Origin of the sequence: Streptomyces sp. NPDC051172 (assembly GCF_040682555.1) — a bacterium.
GTDB lineage: Bacteria > Actinomycetota > Actinomycetes > Streptomycetales > Streptomycetaceae > Streptomyces.
The window spans coordinates 63795-80114 of sequence record NZ_JBFBBE010000023.1 but is presented as its reverse complement, the minus strand read 5'-3'; the positions used below and the strand labels follow the sequence as shown (position 1 = coordinate 80114).

Sequence of the window (16320 nt, the reverse complement as noted above, 5' to 3'; positions counted from 1 at the left end):
TTCGTCCCCTTGCTCAGGAGCCCCACCCGTGACCGCCGAAGCCACGATCGCCCCCGCCCTGTCCTACGGCCGGCTGATCCCCGTCATCGTCCACTTCGACGACCTGGACGCCCTCGGCCTGCTCCACAACGCCCGCTACCCGCTGATGGTCGAACGGGCCTGGTCCGAGCTGATCCAGGAGTACGGCTTCAGCTTCGAGGGCGACTGGGCCGCGGCGGGGGACGCCTGCAACGCGGTCAAGGAACTCCGGATCAGCTACGAGGCCCCGGTCACCCGGCCGGGCGCCTACGCCGTCCACCTCTGGCTGGAACGGCTCGGCACCACCGGACTGACCTACGGCTTCCGGTTCTGCTCCGCGGACGGCTCCGTGACCTACGCGCACGGCATCCGGGTGCTGGTCCGGCTGGACTCCAAGACGATGCGGCCCGCGCCGTGGAGCGAGCGGTTCAGGGCCGCGGGTCGGGAACTGCTGCGCTCGGAAGGCTGACCTCCTGGCGGCTGCGGTCGCCGGTGCGCAGAACGCCCGCGAAGGCCGCAAGACCGCCTGCCAGGACCGTCACCAGCACGAACGACACCACCAGGCTCGTCGCCTGCGCCACCCCGCCGATGAGACTGGGCGCGATCAGCCCCGAGGTGTACGTGATGGTCGCGACGCCCGCGATGGCCTGACTCGGGTTCGGACCGCTGCGACCGGCCGCCGCGAAGCACAGCGGCACGACCACCGCGATGCCGAGCCCGAGCAGCGCGAAACCGCCCATCGCCACGGCCGGATGGCCCGCGACGACGATGAGCAGACCGCCCAGGACCGCCAGTGCACCGCCCGCACGCACGGTGCGGACCGCGCCGAAGCGGTCGACCACCACGTCACCCACGAGCCGGGCCAGCGCCATGGTGAGCATGAAACCGGTCGTGCACGCGGCGGCCAGGCCCGCCGAGGTGGCGAGCTGGTCGCGCAGATAGACCGCCGACCAGTCGAGACTGGCGCCCTCGGCGAAGACCGCGCAGAAGCCGACGGTGCCGATCAGCAGCGCGGACTTCGGCGGCAGCGTGAAACGCGGCGGCGGCTCCTCGTCCTCGGTGGCTTGTATGTCGAGCACCCAGCGGCAGGCCGGTACGCCGAGCAGCGTGAGGGCGGCCGCCGCCAGCGCGAAGTGCAGGCGCGCGTCCGAACCGAGGTGCGCGGCGAGTGTGCCCGCCGCCGATCCGATCAGCGCACCCGCGCTCCACATACCGTGCAGGCTCGACATGATCGACCTGTCGAGCAGCCGCTCCACCTCGACCCCGAGCGCGTTCATCGCGACGTCGGCCATGCCCGCGCTCGCCCCGTACACGAACATCGCCAGGCACAGCGTGAGCATGTTCGGTGCGAGGGACGGCAGGACGAGGGCCAGCGTCCACAGCGCGATCAGGCCGCGCAGCGCCGTTCGGCTGCCGAAGCGGTGACTGATCCGCCCGGCCAGCGGCATGGAGCAGGACGCACCGAACGCGGTGAAGGCGAGGGCGAAGCCGAGCTGTCCCGCACTCAGCGAGGCGTGCTCCTGGACCCATGGCACCCGGGTCGCGAACGAACCGGTGACGGCGCCGTGCACTGCGAACACGGCGGCCACGGCGTACCGGGCCCGCCTCACCTCGCGCAGGTCGTAGACCACGTCGCCCATTCTCGGCCCCTCCCCTTTCCCCTACGGCTCCCACCGGCGTCGCGTAAACTATCAGGAACCCTGCCTGATAGATAGGGGATTTACGGCCGCCCCGGGCGCCCCGCTCGCCTCGGCCGGTCCCGCCGATCTGGAAGGATCCCGGCATGCCCGCATCCCCCAGCACCGCCCGGGCCATCAACGACCGGCTCGCCCTGCGTCTGCTGCAGCAGGAGGGCCCGTTGACGGCAGGCCAGTTGAAGCAGCAGACCGGCCTGTCCCGGCCGACGGTCGCCGACCTGGTGGAGCGCCTCACCACGTCCGGCCTGATCACCGTGGTCGGCGAGGCGGGGGAGCAGCGGCGCGGACCGAACGCGAAGCTGTACGGGATCGTCGCGGACCGCGCGCATCTCGCCGCCCTGGACGTCCGCACCGAGGGCGTGTCCTTGGTCGTCTCCGACCTGCTCGGCCGGGTGCTCGCCGAGTCGTCCCTGCCGATCGGCGGCGACACGGGGACGGGCCCGGCGGTGGAGCAGGCGGTCGCGCTGGTCGAACGCGTGGCGAAGGAGGCCGGCGCCGACCGCCTCCACACCGTCGGAATCGGAGCCCCCGGCCTGATCGACCCCTCCACCGGCGAACTGCGCAACTCCTCGGGCCTGCCCGAGTGGCACCGCCGCCTGGTCGCCGCACTCCAGGAGCGCCTTCCCGAGGCCCGGGTCAGCGTCGAGAACGAGACCAACCTCGCGGCACTCGCCGAACAGCGCGACGGCGCCGCCCAGGACCGCGACACCTTCGTCCTGCTGTGGCTCGGCCACGGCACCGGCGCGGCCGTGGTCCTCGACGGCACCCTGCGCCGCGGCGCCTCCGGCGGCACCGGGGAGATCGGCTTCCTGCCCGTACCGGGAACTGCTGCTCTGCCGTCGGCGACGGACTGCGAGGGGGGCTTCCACTCCCTGGCGGGGTCGGCAGCGATCGTGCAGTTGGCACGGGAGCACGGTCTGACGGCGGAGGGGACGGCGCATGAGCCGGTTGCTGCGGGGGTGGTCCGGGCGGCGGTTGCGTTGGTTTCGGGGGTTGGCGGGGCGGCTGAGGCGCTGGGGGCGGGGAGCGCCGGGGTGGCAGCGTTGGCCGGGCGATCGCGCGGGAGTGCCGGGGCGGACGTGCTGGGTGATGGAGCGGGGAGTGGCGGGGCGGTAGCGGCTGGGAATGGGCGGGTGGAGGTGCGTGGCGGAGAAGCCGGGGTCGGTGAGTCTGCGCCTGGGCGATCGCGCGGGAGTGCTGGGGTGGGGGCGCGTGGTGAGGAAGCAGGGAGCGGCAGGGCGGTAGCGGCTGGGGATGCGTTGCGTGGCGGGGGAGCCCGGGCGGGTGCGGCTGCAGCGGAGGGGGCCGCTGCGGTGCCGGTACGCGGCGACGAAGCAGGGACGGCCGGGTCCGCTTCGGCCGGCGGCGTCGAGCGCGCCGGGGAGGCCGGTGACACCAGGGGCGCCGCGCCGACGCCCGACGGCATGCGCGTCCTCGATGCCCGGTCCGCCGACCGTTTCCTCGACGCCCTCGCCGATCGGCTTGCCGTCGGCGTCGCCTCCGTGGTGGCGATCCTCGACCCCGGCTGCCTCGTTCTGGGCGGTGAGGTCGGCCAGGCCGGCGGCGACGAACTCGCCGTCCGCGTGACGGAACGGGTCCGCCGTATGTCCCCGCTGCGCACCGAGGTCCGGGCGAGCGCCCTCGGTGGCAGTGCCGTACTCCGTGGAGCCCTGCTCACCGCACGGGACCGTGCCCAGGACGAGCTGTTCGCGCCGCCCTGGCGGTAGTCCGCGCGTCCCGAGCGGCGTGCGGCGGGTTCCGGTGCCGTGAAGGCCGAGGTGTCCGCCGCCGGCAACGGATCCAAGTGCCCGGCGTGGAACACCGGATGAGGCACCCCTCGGTCAGGTACGCCACCAGCGCAGTGCCCACCAGATGCCGATCCGTCGTCACGACCGCCGCACACAGCCACTTCCAGAAGGCGTCCGGCAGCAGCAGGACCCACAGGCCGAGCAGCCCGAGGCCCTTGCGCAGTCAGTCACGGCGGCTCATCCGCGCCGCCGCGCGAGGTACTCCTCGAACGTGCCCTTGCCGACGGCGTGTTCGGGCACGAGGTGTCCACCGCTGCGGAACCTCCGGTACGCCTTGCCCCACAGCGGCACGTTCACCACGGCCCGCCGACGCCCGGTCGCCTTCAGATAGGCACGCGTCAGCGACTCGAACGTCCGGATGTCCGGCCCGCCCATGTCCTCGACCCGTCCCGCGGGAGCACCGGCGGCCAGTTCGGCCAGCCGCGCCGCCACCTCCGCCACTTCGACCGGCTGGTCGCTCACCCGCGCCGGCAGCAGCATGACCGGCAGTTTGGCCAGCGCCTCGAACACCATCACGAGCAGGTCGTGGAACTGGGTCGTGCGCAGCACGGTCCAGCCGAGACCCGACTCCTCGATCAGCTTCTCGACGGCGAACTTGGTCCGGTAGTACGGATACGGCACCCGGTCGACGCCGACGATGGAGATGTGGACCAGGTGCCCCACCCCGGCCCGCCGTGCCGCCGCGATGAGGTTCCGGGCCGCCTTGTCGTCACCGCCGGTCTGCGTCGTCGCACAGTGCACGATCGTGTCCACGCCCGCGACCGCCGCCTCCAGCCCCGCACCGCCCTCGCGCAGATCGACGGCGTAGGGCCGGCTGTGACGGCTGAGCACCCGCACCTCGTGCCCTTCCGCACGCAGCCGCTCGGTGACGAGCCGGCCGAGGGTGCCGGTGCCGCCGGTCACCAGGATCGTGGTCATGCTGTTCAGCCCCTTCGGACGCCGGGCGCTCCCGGGTGGAGCGCCCTACGTCAGCCGAGACCGAGCAGCCGCCTGGAATGTGACACCCCGCTAGGCCGCCCGCGTGAGCTGCCGCCGGACGAAGCCCAGCTTGTCCGGGTTCACCACGACCCGGATATGGGCGATCAGACCGTCCCGCACCTCGAACGCGACCGTGCCGACCAGCGTGTCGCCCGCCCACGCGGCCAGCCCCGTCTCGCCGTTGACCTCGGCCGCCGTGAAGTCCAGGCCGGCCGCGAACCGCTCGGCGCCGCCCACCGAGAGCCGCGCCACCTTGTCCAGCCCATCCACCGGCCGCCGGGCCGCACTGACCTTGCCGCCGCCGTCGCTCGACCAGACCACATCCGCGGTCAGCAGCTTCTCCAGCCCGGCCAGATCACCGTCCCGGGCCGCCGTGAGGAACGACGTGACGAGCTCCTCCTGCCGCTCCGGCGCCGGCTCGAAGCGGGACCGGTTCTCGCCCACCCGCTGCACCGCCCTGCGGTACAGCTGCCGGCAGTTCGCCTCGCTCAGGTCCAGTACGCCTGCGATCTCGCGGTGCCCGTACCCGAACGCCTCCCACAGGACGTACACCGCGCGTTCGGTCGGACTGAGCCGCTCCAGCAGGATCAGCATCGCCATCGACACGGCATCGCGCTGCTCGGCCGACTCCAGTGGACCGAGCGCGCCGTCCGAGGTGACCACGGGCTCCGGCAGCCAGGTTCCGACGTAGTGCTCGCGCCGGGCGCGGGCCGAGGTCAGACGGGTGAGACAGAGATTGGTGACGACCTTGGCCAGCCAGGCCGCCGGGTACTCGATGCCCGTGCGGCCGGCCCCGCTGAAGCGCAGATAGGCGTCCTGCACCGCGTCCTCCGCCTCCTCGGCCGAGCCCAGCATGCGGTAGGCGAGGCCGAACAGCCGCGGGCGGTGCGTCTCGAACTCGTCGGCGGTCGCGCTGCTCATGCGCACCACCCTGCCAGAGCCCGGACACGGGGGAGTTGTGAGGCCCGGCGGTGGGCAAGGGCCGTCGTCACCACCGCCGGGCCGGTCTGCGAAGATCCGAAAAGGACTAGACCAAAGAGTCCACCAGCTGGGGCGGATTGAGAAGTCCATCGACCGTGCCTGTGAGCCAACCCACACCGCTCGCCCGTATGGACCTCGATCAGGCGTGGCAGACTGACCCTGTACCAGAAGCAGCGCACTCCGGGGTCGGTGAAAGTCCGAACCGGCGGTTACAGTCCGCGACCCGACCGCTTCCAGCGGCCGGTTGACCAGGTGAAATTCCTGGACCGACGGTTAAAGTCCGGATGGGAGGCAGTGCGCGGCGGGCGGGCATCCACGTATGCGCGCCGCCGTATCTGGGCTCGTCCTGGGGGCGGGTCCCGTCCGGCGTCGCCCCCGGTGTCCTCGCTCGTTCATTCTGTCGTCATCGACAGGCCCCGGAGTCCGTGCCCGAAGAGGCAGGAGGACCCGGGAAGTGTTCACCGGAATCGTCGAAGAGCTGGGCGAGATCACGGCCGTCGAAAACCTCGGCGACGCCTCCCGCTTCCGGCTGCGCGGCCCCGTCGTCACCGAGGGCGCAAAGCACGGCGACTCCATCGCCGTGAACGGTGTCTGTCTCACCGTCGTCGAGCACGAGGGCGACGAGTTCACCGCCGACGTCATGGCGGAAACCCTCGACCGCTCCAGCCTCGGCGCCCTCGCCGTCGGCTCCCGCGTCAACCTGGAACGCCCCATGGCCGTGGGCGCCCGCCTCGGCGGCCACATCGTCCAGGGTCATGTCGACGGCACCGGCGCGGTGTTGGAGCGCAAGCCCTCCGAGCACTGGGAGATCATCAAGATCTCCCTGCCCGCGGACCTGACCCGCTACGTCGTGGAGAAGGGCTCCATCACGGTCGACGGCATCAGCCTCACCGTGGTCGACGCCGGCCCGGACTACTTCACGGTCAGCCTCATCCCCACCACCCTCGCCCTGACCACGCTCGGCATCAAGCAGCCCGGCGACCCGGTCAACCTCGAGGTCGACGTCGTCGCCAAGTACGTCGAGCGCCTGCTCGGGGCCGGTCAGGGGGCGGACCGGTGAACTGGCTGAACTCGCAGGCCTTCACCCTCCTCGGCCAGCGCATCATCTGGTCGGACATGATCGGCAACATACTCGGCCTGATCACCCTGGCCCTCGGCTGGCGCCGCTCCCTGCTGACCTGGCCGGTCCAGTTCCTCTCCGGCCTCGTCCTGTTCATCGCCTTCTACGGCCACCTCGCCGGCAGCGCCGGCAAGCAGGTCGTCGTCATGGTCGTGGCGCTGTACGGCTGGTGGCAGTGGAACCGCAACAAGGGGCAGGCGGAGGACGGTCACATAGCCCCGCGCTTCGCCACCTGGCGCGAGCGCGGCGCGATGATCGCCGCCGCGGCCGTCGGCACGGTCGCCGTCGCCCTGCTCTTCAAGGCCTACCCGTCCCTGTCCTGGGACCCCTGGCCGGACGCCTACATCTTCGTCGGCACCATCGTCGCCATGTACGCCCAGGCCCGCGGCATGACCGAGTTCTGGATCGCCTGGCTCCTCGTCGACCTCGTCGGCGTCCCCCTCAACTTCGCCAACGGCTACGCCTTCTCCGGCTTCGTCTACGTCATCTACGGCGCACTCGTCCTGTGGGGCATGCGCGACTGGTGGCTGCGCTCCCGTCAGGCGTCGCAGCCCGTCCTGGAAGGAGCGCCGGCATGACGGCGGCACCGATCCTGTACAGCACCGACGGCATCGAGGACTGGTCGCTCGACCCGGTCGAGCAGGCCATCGCCGACATCGCGGCCGGCCGTCCGGTCGTGGTCGTCGACGACGAGGACCGCGAGAACGAGGGCGACCTCGTCATCGCCGCCGAGAAAGCCACGCCGGAGATCGTCGCCTTCATGATGAGCGAGTGCCGCGGCCTGATCTGCGCCCCGATGGAGGCCGACGAGCTGGAGCGGCTGAGGCTCCCGCAGATGGTCCAGGACAACACCGAGTCGATGAAGACCGCGTTCACGGTCTCCGTGGACGCCTCCGCCGCGCACGGCGTGACCACCGGCATCTCCGCCTCCGACCGCGCCACCACCCTTCAGCTGCTGGCGAGCGGACAGACCCATGCCGACGACTTCGTGCGCCCGGGCCACATCTTCCCGCTGCGCGCCAGGTCCGGCGGTGTCCTCGTGCGCAACGGCCACACCGAGGCCGCCGTCGATCTCGCCCGCCTCGCAGGACTGCGCCCGGCGGGTGCGATCGTCGAAATAGCGGGAGAGGACGGCCGTATGCTCCGCCTCCCCGAGCTGATCCCCTTCGCCCGCAAGCACGGCCTGACGATCATCTCCATCGAGGACCTGATCGCCTACCGCCGCAGCTCCGAGCCCACCGTCCGCCGCGAGGCCGAGACCCGACTGCCCACCGCCCACGGCGAGTTCACGGCCTACGGCTACCGCTCCACCGTCGACGGCGTCGAGCACGTCGCCCTCGTCCACGGTGAGATCGGCGACGGCGAGGACGTCCTGGTCCGCGTCCACTCCGAGTGCCTGACCGGCGACATCTTCTCCTCCCTGCGCTGCGACTGCGGCCCCCAGCTGGACGCCTCCCTGGAACGCATCCAGGAAGAGGGCAGGGGAGTCGTGGTCTATCTGCGCGGCCACGAGGGCCGCGGCATCGGCCTGCTGTCCAAGTTGCGGGCGTACGAACTCCAGGAGCGCGGCCGCGACACACTCGACGCCAACCTGGAGCTCGGCCTGCCCGCCGACGCCCGGGACTACGGCGCCGGCGCCCAGATCCTCGAGGATCTCGGCGTCCGCAGCGTCCGCCTGATGACCAACAACCCCGACAAGACCGACGCGCTCGTCCGCCACGGCCTCAAGGTCACCGGCCGTGAGCCGATGCCCGTACAGGCGGGCGAGCACAACCTCCGCTACCTGCGCACCAAGCGGGACCGGATGGGACACGACCTGCCCTGGCTGGACGCGGCCCCCGTGTCCACCTGCAGCAACCAGTAAGACCAGAGCACACCGAGGAGACAAGAGAACGTGAGCGGCAAGGGCGCACCGGAGCTGTCCGTACGCAATGTGGGTGACCTGCGGGTCGCCGTCATCGCGGCGCAGTGGCACGAAAAGGTGATGGACGGCCTGGTGGACGGCGCCCTGCGCGCCCTGCACGACCTGGGCATCGACGAGCCGACCCTGCTCAGGGTCCCCGGCAGCTGGGAGCTCCCGGTCGTCGCCAAGGTCCTCGCGGGCCGCGGCTACGACGCGATCGTCGCCCTCGGCGTCGTCATCCGCGGTGGCACCCCGCACTTCGAGTACGTGTGCCAGGGCGTGACCCAGGGCCTCACCCAGGTCTGCGTCGAGACCGGTGTCCCCGTCGGCTTCGGCGTCCTCACCTGCGACACCGAGGAGCAGGCCCTGGACCGGGCCGGCATCGCAGGCTCCAGCGAGGACAAGGGGCACGAGGCGGTGACCGCGGCGGTGGCGACCGCGGCGACCCTCCGCTCAGTATCTGAACCGTGGCACTGACGTTTACGGGGTTTGGCATAGGCTGAGCGTCACCATGTCCAATAAGACGTTCGAGGAGCTCTTCACCGAGCTCCAGCACAAGGCCGCGCACGGCGACCCCGCCACTTCCCGCACCGCAGAACTGGTCGGCAAGGGCGTCCATGCCATCGGCAAGAAGGTCGTCGAAGAGGCCGCCGAGGTCTGGATGGCCGCCGAGTACGAGGGCAAGGAAGCGGCCGCCGAGGAGATCTCGCAGCTGCTGTACCACGTCCAGGTGATGATGGTCGCCCGCGGCATCTCCCTGGACGAGGTCTACGCCCACCTCTGAGCCGCCACAGCCGCCGGAAACCCCGCACACATCCCCGTACGCACGAACAAAGGAAGCCGACCTCATGCTGCGCATCGCCGTCCCCAACAAGGGTTCCCTGTCAGGCCCTGCGGCGGAGATGCTGCATGAGGCCGGCTACCAGCAGCGCCGGGAGTCCAAGGAACTCAGGATCGTCGACCCGTCCAACGAGGTCGAGTTCTTCTACCTCCGCCCGCGCGACATCGCGATCTACGTCTCCTCCGGCCGCCTGGACATCGGCATCACCGGCCGCGACCTGCTGATCGACTCCGGTGCCAACGCCGAGGAGATCCTCCCGCTCGGCTTCGCCCGCTCCACCTTCCGCTACGCCACCAAGCCGGGCACGGCGAACGGTGTCGAGGACCTGAACGGCATGACGGTCGCCACCTCCTACGAGGGCATCGTCGCCAAGCACCTCGCCGACAACGGCGTCGACGCCTCCGTCGTGCACCTCGACGGCGCCGTCGAGACCGCCATCGAGCTGGGCGTCGCCGAGGTCATCGCGGACGTCGTGGAGACCGGCACCAGCCTGCGCAACGCCGGCCTGGAGATCATCGGCGAGCCGATCATGAAGTCCGAGGCCGTCGTCATCCGCCGCACCGGTGAGAACGGCGAGGAGCCCAAGGTCCAGCAGTTCCTGCGCCGGCTGCAGGGCGTCCTGGTGGCGCGCACGTACGTGATGATGGACTACGACTGCCGCGCCGAGCACCTGGAAGAGGCGGTCGCCATCACCCCCGGCCTGGAGGGGCCGACCGTCTCGCCGCTGCACAACGAGGGCTGGGTCGCCGTCCGCGCCATGGTGCCCGCCAAGGACGCCCAGCGGATCATGGACGACCTGTACGCGATCGGTGCCCGGGCCATCCTGACCACGGCCATCCACGCCTGCCGTCTCTGAGAGCACAAGAAGAGGCACACAGAGATGTCCGACCTGCCCGCTCTCCCCGTCACTTTCCGGCCGGGCCGCACCCGTGCCGTTCTGCTCACCTCCGGTGCGGTGATCTTCGTGGTGATCACGACCGTCGCGCTGCTCCTGGAGCAGCTCAGCCCCGGCGAGAAGCTCAGCTTCGTCTTCACCGGAGCGATCCTCTTCGGAGTGCTTGCACTGCTCGCCCGTGTGAAGGTCGTCGCCGACGAGACAGGCGTCACGGTGGTCAACATCGCCAGCAGGCGGCACCTGGAGTGGGCCGAGATCCTCCATGTGAACCTGCGTCCCGGCGACCCCTGGGTCTTCCTCAACCTCAGCGACGGTACGAGTCTGCCCGCGCTCGGCATCCAGCCGGGCATCGCCAAGGAGCGCGCCATCGCCGACGCGCGCACCCTGCGGGCACTCGCCGAGGCCCGCTCGACAAGGGATCTGCCGTAACGGGCCCTGTCTTGATTAATCTGTTGGCGGAGGCGTTTTCGTTGCGTCTCCGCCGCTGAAGTTCCCGACGGGCTTCAGAGGCCCCCTGCTACCCGAGGAGTGACTCCCTCCAGCGATGGACGGATCGTCCTGTAGTACCTGCGCCGCCACCTCACGACATACCGAGGCGGCGGCATCATGACCACCCCCCTGCTGCTCCTCGGAGCGGCCCTCCTGCTGATCCTGGCCAACGGCTTCTTCGTGGCCGCCGAGTTCGGCCTGGTCACGGTCGAGTCGACGGACGCCGAGAAGGCCGCCGCCGAAGGCGACAAACGGGCCCGAAGGGTCGCCGAGTCGCTCAGGGAGCTGTCCTTCCAGCTCTCCGGCACCCAGCTCGGCATCACCATCACCTCCCTCGTCGTCGGCATGCTCGCCGAGCCCGCGCTCGCGCAGCTGCTGCAGGGCCCGTTCACCGCGATCGGCATCCCCGAAGGCGCCGTCTCCGGTGTCGCCGTGGTCGTCGGCATGCTGCTGGCCTCCGCCGTGCAGATGGTGATCGGCGAGCTGGTGCCCAAGAACTGGGCGGTCTCCAAGCCGATGCAGGTCGCGCGCTTCGTCGCCGGCCCGCAGCACAGGTTCGCCCGGCTGTTCCGCCCGGTCATCGCCGCGCTCAACGCGGTGGCCAACCGCCTCGTCCGCGCCCTGGGCGTCGAGCCCGCCGAGGAGCTGGCCTCCGCCCGCACCCCCGGCGAACTGGTGTCCCTGGCCCGGCACTCCGCACAGGCCGGCGCCCTGGAACAGGACACGGCCGACCTCTTCGTACGGACCCTGTCACTCGCCGAGCTGACCGCGCAGCACGTCATGACCCCGCGTGTGAAGGTGAGCGCCCTGCAGTCGACGGCGACCGCCGAGGACGTGGTGAACCTGACCCGCGCCACCGGCCTGTCCCGCTTTCCCGTCTACAAGGAGCGGATCGACGAAATCGTCGGCATGGTCCATCTGAAGGACGCGCTGGCGGTCCCGGTGCACGAGCGCCTGCGCACCCCCGTGGGCCGCATCGCCCGTCCCGCGCTGCTCGTCCCCGAGACCCTGCCCGTGCAGCCGCTCCTCGCCCAGCTGCGCAGCGAGCAGCCCATCGCCGTCGTCGTCGACGAGTACGGCGGCACGGCGGGTGTCGTGACGCTGGAGGACATCGTCGAGGAGATCGTCGGCGAGGTCCGCGACGAGCACGACGGGCAGGACGTGCCCGAGCTCGCCGCCGCCCCGCCGGAGGACGGCAGGCCCGCCTGGGACGCCGACGGCAGCTGCCGCGTCGACATCCTGCAGCGCATAGGACTCGACGTGCCCGAGGGCCCGTACGAGACCGTCGCCGGACTGGTGGCCGATCGCCTCGGCCGGATCCCGGCCGTCGGTGACAAGGCCGAACTGCCCGGCTGGCGGCTGACCGTGCGCCGCGTCGGCCACTACCGCGCCGAGCGGGTCCGGCTGGTGCGGACCGGCCTGGTCGTGGAGGTCGCCCGATGAGCGTGCTCCAACTCCTGTTCGCCGGCCTGCTCGTGCTCGCCAACGGCTTCTTCGTCGGCGCCGAGTTCGCACTCGTGTCCGTACGCCGCAGCCAGATCGAACCGCTCGGCACGGCCCGCGCCCGCCAGGTCCTCTACGGCCTGGAGCGGCTGCCGCAGATGATGGCCGCGGCCCAGTTCGGCATCACCGTCTGCTCGCTGACCCTGGGCGCGGTCGCCGAACCGACCGTCGCGCACCTGCTGGAGCCGGTCTTCGAGTGGATCCACCTCCCGGACGGGATGATCCACCCGCTGGGTTACGTCATCGCGCTCGCCGCCGTGGTCTTCTTCCACCTCGTCATCGGCGAGATGGTCCCGAAGAACCTCGCGATGGCGGCCCCGGAGAAGGCCGCAGTGTGGCTCGCCCCGGGCCTGGTCGCCTTCGCCCGCGTCTGCAAGCCGATCACCGTGGCCCTCGGCGCCGTCGCCCAGGCGATCCTGCGGCTCTTCAGGGTCGAGCCGAAGGACGAGATCGAGGCCGTGTTCACCAGCGAGCAGCTCAACCGCCTGGTGGAGGACTCCGGCCAGGCGGGCCTGCTCGACCCCGAGGAGCAGGAACGCCTCGAGGACGCCCTGGAACTGGGCTCCCGCCCGGTGACGGACGTACTCCTGCGGCGTGAGTCCCTGGTGACGGTTCCCCCGTCGGTCACCCCGGGCCGCATCGTCGAACTCACCGCGCGCACCGGGTACTCCCGCTTCCCGATAGCGGCGGAGAACGGCGCCTTCATGGGTTATCTGCATGTGAAGGACGTACTGGACCTGGAGGACTCGGAGCGGGCGGTGCCGCAGCAGCTGTGGCGGCCGATGACGACGCTGCGCTCCGAACTCCCCCTGGACGACGCCCTGACGGTGATGCGCCGCGCCGCCACCCACCTGGCACAGGTGGCCGACGCCTCCGGCAAGGTCCTTGGCCTGGTGGCCCTGGAGGACGTACTGGAACTCCTGGTCGGCGAGGTGACGGACCCGGCCCACCGGGACATCCCGGAGGTACGCGTTACCGAGCCTCGGGTGAGCGGGGAGCCGGAGGAGGCACTGGCACAGACGTAGCCTGCGGGCAGTCGTGCTGCTGGGGCGGCACGGGTGGGCGCAGGCGGCACCCCGCAAGCGCGGGGAAGCGTCCCCACTCGTGCCGCACCCACAGCACCGGCGCCTCACATGGCCGACGGATCCTGCGGCCCCCGTCCCGACAGCACCTCCCCGTACGCCTGCATCAGATCCGGCAAGCGCAACGTCGACAAGTCGTCCCTCGACAACACCCCGGGATAGGTAGACAGCCGCAGATCCCGATAAGCACAGCTCTTCTCATACAGCGTCCGCAGAAACCGACCGTTTCCCAGCTCGTCGATCCACCCCTGATCCACCACATGCCCGGCAATGGACCGCAGCTCGTCCAACGCCTCCTCGTCCCAGACGTCGCCGTTCTCGGCAGCCAGCACCTCACCGATCGAGGTGAGTTCGAGCGGCCGGTACGAGGGAAAGTCGACGCGGGTGGTGAAGCGGGACGACAGGCCGGGGTTGGCGGCAAGCAGGCGGTCCATGCCCTCCGGGTAGCCGGCCAGGATGACCACCAGGTGGTCACGGTTGTCCTCGGCCCGCTTCAGCAGCACCTGCAGCGCCTCGTCGCCGTACGCGTCGCCCTTGCCGTACCCGGAGTTGGACAGCGAGTAGGCCTCGTCGACGAACAGCACACCGCCGATCGCCGAATCGATCAGTTCGTTGGCCTTCACGGCCGTCTGGCCCAGGTACTCGCCGACCAGGTCGGCCCGCTGTGCCTCCACGAGATGGTCGCCGCCGAGCAGCCCGAGGGCGTAGAAGACACGGCCGAGGATGCGGGCGACCGTGGTCTTGCCGGTGCCGGAGGGGCCGGAGAAGACGAAGTGCCGCTTCGGCGGCTGGACCGGCAGGCCCTGACCGGCGCGCAGCCGCGCCATGTTCAACTGGGCGGACAGCGCCTTGACCTGTCGTTTGACCGGCTCCAGGCCGACCATGCTCTCCAGCTCGGCGAGCGCCTCCTCGAGCAGCGCGGGGTCGGTGGGCCCTGCGGGCAGCGGGGACCCCGGCGGGCCGACGGTCTTCTCGCGCACCGTCGGGTCGATCGAGGACGGCAGCGGGCCCACCGGCGGGAGGTCGGACTCGGAGAGCCTGAGGTCACGGCCCTCGGTGCCGAAGAGCGGGTCCAGCGTGTCGGGGCCCTCCAGGGCGTCCTGGCCGCCGGAGAGCGTGATCGCCGCGAGGTCGGTGGCCTCGTCGTACCCGTCGCCCTCGGCGATCGCCGCGAGCCGGGCCGAGGTGTCCATGAAGGCCGGGTCGACGCGGTGCACGGCCCGGTAGAGGGGGAGGGCGGCGGCCGAGCGGCCCGTGCCCTCGTGGGCGCGCGCCAGCCAGTAGCGCAGCTCCTTGCGCTGCGGTTGCTCGCTGCGGCAGCGCATCAGGGCGGAGGAGAGCAGTGGTTCGGCCTGTCCGTACATCTCCAGGCGGACCCGGGCCATGCCGCCGAACAGGCCCGCCTCGATACCGAGCAGGGCGTCGTCGATCAGCGGGTCGGTGTGGCGGACGAGCTGGTCCCAGTCCTTGACGAGATAGGCGCGGCAGGCGTGCAGAAAGCGGACCTGCGGGTCGGTGTCCACGGGCGGCAGACCCGCGAGCGCCCGGTCCAGCTCCGGCACATGGCGGCCGTCCAGCCAGTGGGAGGCGTGCGCGAGCAGCAGATCGCGCGGGCTCTCCAGCACGGGCTGCACCCACCAGCCGAGCCAGTACCAGGAGTTGAGGGAGCGACGGTGCCGGGCGCGCTGTTCCCCGAAGCGGTCGCGGTGCCGGAACATGCGTAACAGCGCGGTCGTCGTGTCGACGCGCAGCGCATGCAGTCCGAGCCAGCCGTCGGCCATCCCGGGATCCATCCGCACCGCGGCCCGGAACTCCTCCTCGGCCTGCGGATAGGCGCCCATCGTGTAGGCGTCCACACCTCGCAGCCAGGCGAGGTCGGCCGGGGCCTCGGGGCCCTGCGTGCCGAAATCCATCACGTCCCCCACAAACCGTGCCCCCGTCGGTTGACCGCCGGACCGATGTCCGCCGGCCGCCTTGATCGAACCGCCGTACCGTGGACCGGAGTTGCGGTGCGCGCAGCCGTCCATCAGGTCGCACCGAGGGCATCGTACCTGCGGGGGTGTCGCCCGCCGAAGGGTGCCGCAGGGGTCGTTTGGCGAGGTGGGAGCAGACGGGGCGCACGTCGGCCGGTGACGCTGTGTGAGCGAAATGTGTCGCGGAGCGTCCGGAAAACGGGGTGCGGGCAGAACGAAGCCCCCGATCACGGGGGAACAACCGGGGGCTTCGCGACTCTGGGCGGCCTCGAATGGCCGCACATTGAGAACGTAAGTCCAGTACGGCCCCCCGGTCAAGCGGAGTTGAGGCACTCCGTAAAGTTCTCCGGCGGGCGTCTTCACAAGTTCAGCACACTGCCGATGGTCCGTCACCGTGCGTGAGCATCTGGTCCGGTCCAATAGTCTTCACCGGTCCCGGGAGCACCTCGTACCCCTTCTCCGACTGCCGTACCAGAAGGTCGGCGAACGGCCTCGAGGGGTCCCCGGCGAAGTGCCGGCGCTCCGCCGTGACCCAGCCGGCCCAGAACTCCCGCTGCTCCTCCCCGTCCCGCTGCCGTCCGCGCGTCCAGGACTCCTCGTGCGGCAACTCCATCCACAACAGTGCCGCGAGGTGCGGGCGCAGGGCGCGGCGGCCGGCGCCGACGCCCTCGACGAGGACCACCGGGGCCGGCGGCAGTCTGCGGGGCGGTCCGAAGCGGCGGGTGTGCCAGCCGTAGGGGGTGTAGTGGGCGGTCTCGCCGCGGCTGAGTGGTTCGACCACCTGGGCCAGCAGCCGCCCGGTCCACTCGAACAGTTCGTCGTGGCTGGCGATGTCGTCGAGATGCAGCACGGGCGCCTCGTCCAGGGCCCGGGCCAACCGCCCGGCGAACGTGGACTTTCCGGAGCCGGCATGTCCGTCTACGCCGATCAGGCGGACCGGGCCGCAGGACGGGGGCAGTCGGCGGAGCCGGGAGGCGAGGTCGTGAATGGCTGTTCCTTGGCCGGCTGGAGAGTTGGGCATATTCGACAGGA

The 16320-nt window shown here is 71.0% G+C and carries 16 protein-coding genes and 1 riboswitch; of the genes, 11 read left to right on the top strand and 5 right to left on the bottom strand.

Annotation, left to right across the window (positions count from 1 at the left end; genetic code table 11):
* Nucleotides 1–28: 28 nt before the first annotated feature.
* Nucleotides 29–487, top strand: a complete 459-nt coding sequence (locus AB0N07_RS16725; RefSeq protein ID WP_365835524.1) for a thioesterase family protein — start codon at nt 29–31, stop codon at nt 485–487.
* On the opposite strand, the gene AB0N07_RS16720 is transcribed toward AB0N07_RS16725, so the two are convergent.
* Nucleotides 447–1658: an MFS transporter gene (locus AB0N07_RS16720; RefSeq protein ID WP_365835522.1), complete on the bottom strand. Its 1212-nt coding sequence runs from the start codon at nt 1656–1658 to the stop codon at nt 447–449. The two genes, AB0N07_RS16725 and AB0N07_RS16720, sit on opposite strands and share 41 nt — an antisense overlap.
* Nucleotides 1659–1801: 143 nt before the next feature.
* On the opposite strand from AB0N07_RS16720, the gene AB0N07_RS16715 reads away from it, so the two are divergent.
* Nucleotides 1802–3442 (top strand): ROK family transcriptional regulator, encoded by a 1641-nt coding sequence (locus AB0N07_RS16715; RefSeq protein ID WP_365835520.1) that lies wholly within the window; start codon nt 1802–1804, stop codon nt 3440–3442.
* A gap of 258 nt (nt 3443–3700) precedes the next feature.
* Here the strand turns inward: AB0N07_RS16715 and AB0N07_RS16710 are convergent, their stop codons facing one another.
* Both AB0N07_RS16710 and AB0N07_RS16705 read right to left on the bottom strand, forming a co-directional pair.
* Nucleotides 3701–4441 carry an NAD(P)H-binding protein gene (locus AB0N07_RS16710; RefSeq protein ID WP_365835518.1) on the bottom strand — a complete coding sequence of 247 codons (741 nt, stop codon included), beginning with the start codon at nt 4439–4441 and terminating at the stop codon, nt 3701–3703.
* A gap of 90 nt (nt 4442–4531) precedes the next feature.
* Nucleotides 4532–5422 carry an RNA polymerase sigma-70 factor gene (locus tag AB0N07_RS16705; RefSeq protein WP_365835516.1) on the bottom strand — a complete coding sequence of 297 codons (891 nt, stop codon included), beginning with the start codon at nt 5420–5422 and terminating at the stop codon, nt 4532–4534.
* Between the two features lie 231 nt (nt 5423–5653).
* A riboswitch (FMN riboswitch) is annotated at nt 5654–5784 on the top strand.
* A 152-nt stretch (nt 5785–5936) separates the two neighbouring features.
* On the opposite strand from AB0N07_RS16705, the gene AB0N07_RS16700 reads away from it, so the two are divergent.
* From AB0N07_RS16700 to AB0N07_RS16660, 9 genes are all read left to right on the top strand, one after another.
* Nucleotides 5937–6542: a riboflavin synthase gene (locus tag AB0N07_RS16700; RefSeq protein ID WP_365835514.1), complete on the top strand. Its 606-nt coding sequence runs from the start codon at nt 5937–5939 to the stop codon at nt 6540–6542.
* The gene (pnuC, locus tag AB0N07_RS16695; protein ID WP_365835512.1) at nt 6539–7180 is read left to right on the top strand and encodes a nicotinamide riboside transporter PnuC; all 642 of its coding nucleotides are present in this window, start codon (nt 6539–6541) and stop codon (nt 7178–7180) included. Before AB0N07_RS16700 ends, pnuC begins: the two co-directional genes overlap by 4 nt.
* Entirely contained in the window at nt 7177–8466 is a 1290-nt protein-coding gene (locus AB0N07_RS16690; protein WP_365835510.1) for a bifunctional 3,4-dihydroxy-2-butanone-4-phosphate synthase/GTP cyclohydrolase II, read from the top strand. Before pnuC ends, AB0N07_RS16690 begins: the two co-directional genes overlap by 4 nt.
* A 30-nt stretch (nt 8467–8496) precedes the next feature.
* The gene (ribH, locus tag AB0N07_RS16685; protein WP_365835508.1) at nt 8497–8982 is read left to right on the top strand and encodes a 6,7-dimethyl-8-ribityllumazine synthase; all 486 of its coding nucleotides are present in this window, start codon (nt 8497–8499) and stop codon (nt 8980–8982) included.
* A 34-nt stretch (nt 8983–9016) separates the two neighbouring features.
* Complete coding sequence (locus AB0N07_RS16680; protein WP_344405831.1) at nt 9017–9289, top strand: phosphoribosyl-ATP diphosphatase; 273 nt, start codon at nt 9017–9019, stop codon at nt 9287–9289.
* 64 nt (nt 9290–9353) lie between these two features.
* Nucleotides 9354–10202: an ATP phosphoribosyltransferase gene (gene hisG, locus AB0N07_RS16675; RefSeq protein WP_365835506.1), complete on the top strand. Its 849-nt coding sequence runs from the start codon at nt 9354–9356 to the stop codon at nt 10200–10202.
* Between the two features lie 24 nt (nt 10203–10226).
* Nucleotides 10227–10670: a PH domain-containing protein gene (locus AB0N07_RS16670; protein WP_365835504.1), complete on the top strand. Its 444-nt coding sequence runs from the start codon at nt 10227–10229 to the stop codon at nt 10668–10670.
* 177 nt (nt 10671–10847) lie between these two features.
* Nucleotides 10848–12173, top strand: a complete 1326-nt coding sequence (locus tag AB0N07_RS16665) for a hemolysin family protein (RefSeq protein ID WP_365835502.1) — start codon at nt 10848–10850, stop codon at nt 12171–12173.
* Nucleotides 12170–13258 (top strand): hemolysin family protein, encoded by a 1089-nt coding sequence (locus AB0N07_RS16660; RefSeq protein WP_365835500.1) that lies wholly within the window; start codon nt 12170–12172, stop codon nt 13256–13258. Before AB0N07_RS16665 ends, AB0N07_RS16660 begins: the two co-directional genes overlap by 4 nt.
* Before the next feature lie 104 nt (nt 13259–13362).
* Here the strand turns inward: AB0N07_RS16660 and AB0N07_RS16655 are convergent, their stop codons facing one another.
* Together AB0N07_RS16655 and AB0N07_RS16650 are read right to left on the bottom strand one after the other, a co-directional pair.
* Entirely contained in the window at nt 13363–15228 is a 1866-nt protein-coding gene (locus tag AB0N07_RS16655; RefSeq protein ID WP_365835498.1) for an AAA family ATPase, read from the bottom strand.
* Between the two features lie 427 nt (nt 15229–15655).
* Nucleotides 15656–16309 carry a hypothetical protein gene (locus AB0N07_RS16650; RefSeq protein ID WP_365835496.1) on the bottom strand — a complete coding sequence of 218 codons (654 nt, stop codon included), beginning with the start codon at nt 16307–16309 and terminating at the stop codon, nt 15656–15658.
* Between the last annotated feature and the right edge of the window lie 11 nt (nt 16310–16320).

Coding starts and splice junctions, on each gene's coding strand:
- AB0N07_RS16720 (WP_365835522.1), bottom strand. CDS start 1,658: ATGGGCGACGTGGTCTACGACCTGCGCGAGGTGAGGCGGGCCCGGTAC.
- hisG (WP_365835506.1), top strand. CDS start 9,354: ATGCTGCGCATCGCCGTCCCCAACAAGGGTTCCCTGTCAGGCCCTGCG.
- AB0N07_RS16715 (WP_365835520.1), top strand. CDS start 1,802: ATGCCCGCATCCCCCAGCACCGCCCGGGCCATCAACGACCGGCTCGCC.
- AB0N07_RS16705 (WP_365835516.1), bottom strand. CDS start 5,422: ATGAGCAGCGCGACCGCCGACGAGTTCGAGACGCACCGCCCGCGGCTG.
- AB0N07_RS16650 (WP_365835496.1), bottom strand. CDS start 16,309: ATGCCCAACTCTCCAGCCGGCCAAGGAACAGCCATTCACGACCTCGCC.
- AB0N07_RS16655 (WP_365835498.1), bottom strand. CDS start 15,228: ATGGATTTCGGCACGCAGGGCCCCGAGGCCCCGGCCGACCTCGCCTGG.
- AB0N07_RS16680 (WP_344405831.1), top strand. CDS start 9,017: ATGTCCAATAAGACGTTCGAGGAGCTCTTCACCGAGCTCCAGCACAAG.
- AB0N07_RS16670 (WP_365835504.1), top strand. CDS start 10,227: ATGTCCGACCTGCCCGCTCTCCCCGTCACTTTCCGGCCGGGCCGCACC.
- AB0N07_RS16665 (WP_365835502.1), top strand. CDS start 10,848: ATGACCACCCCCCTGCTGCTCCTCGGAGCGGCCCTCCTGCTGATCCTG.
- AB0N07_RS16710 (WP_365835518.1), bottom strand. CDS start 4,441: ATGACCACGATCCTGGTGACCGGCGGCACCGGCACCCTCGGCCGGCTC.
- AB0N07_RS16660 (WP_365835500.1), top strand. CDS start 12,170: ATGAGCGTGCTCCAACTCCTGTTCGCCGGCCTGCTCGTGCTCGCCAAC.
- AB0N07_RS16690 (WP_365835510.1), top strand. CDS start 7,177: ATGACGGCGGCACCGATCCTGTACAGCACCGACGGCATCGAGGACTGG.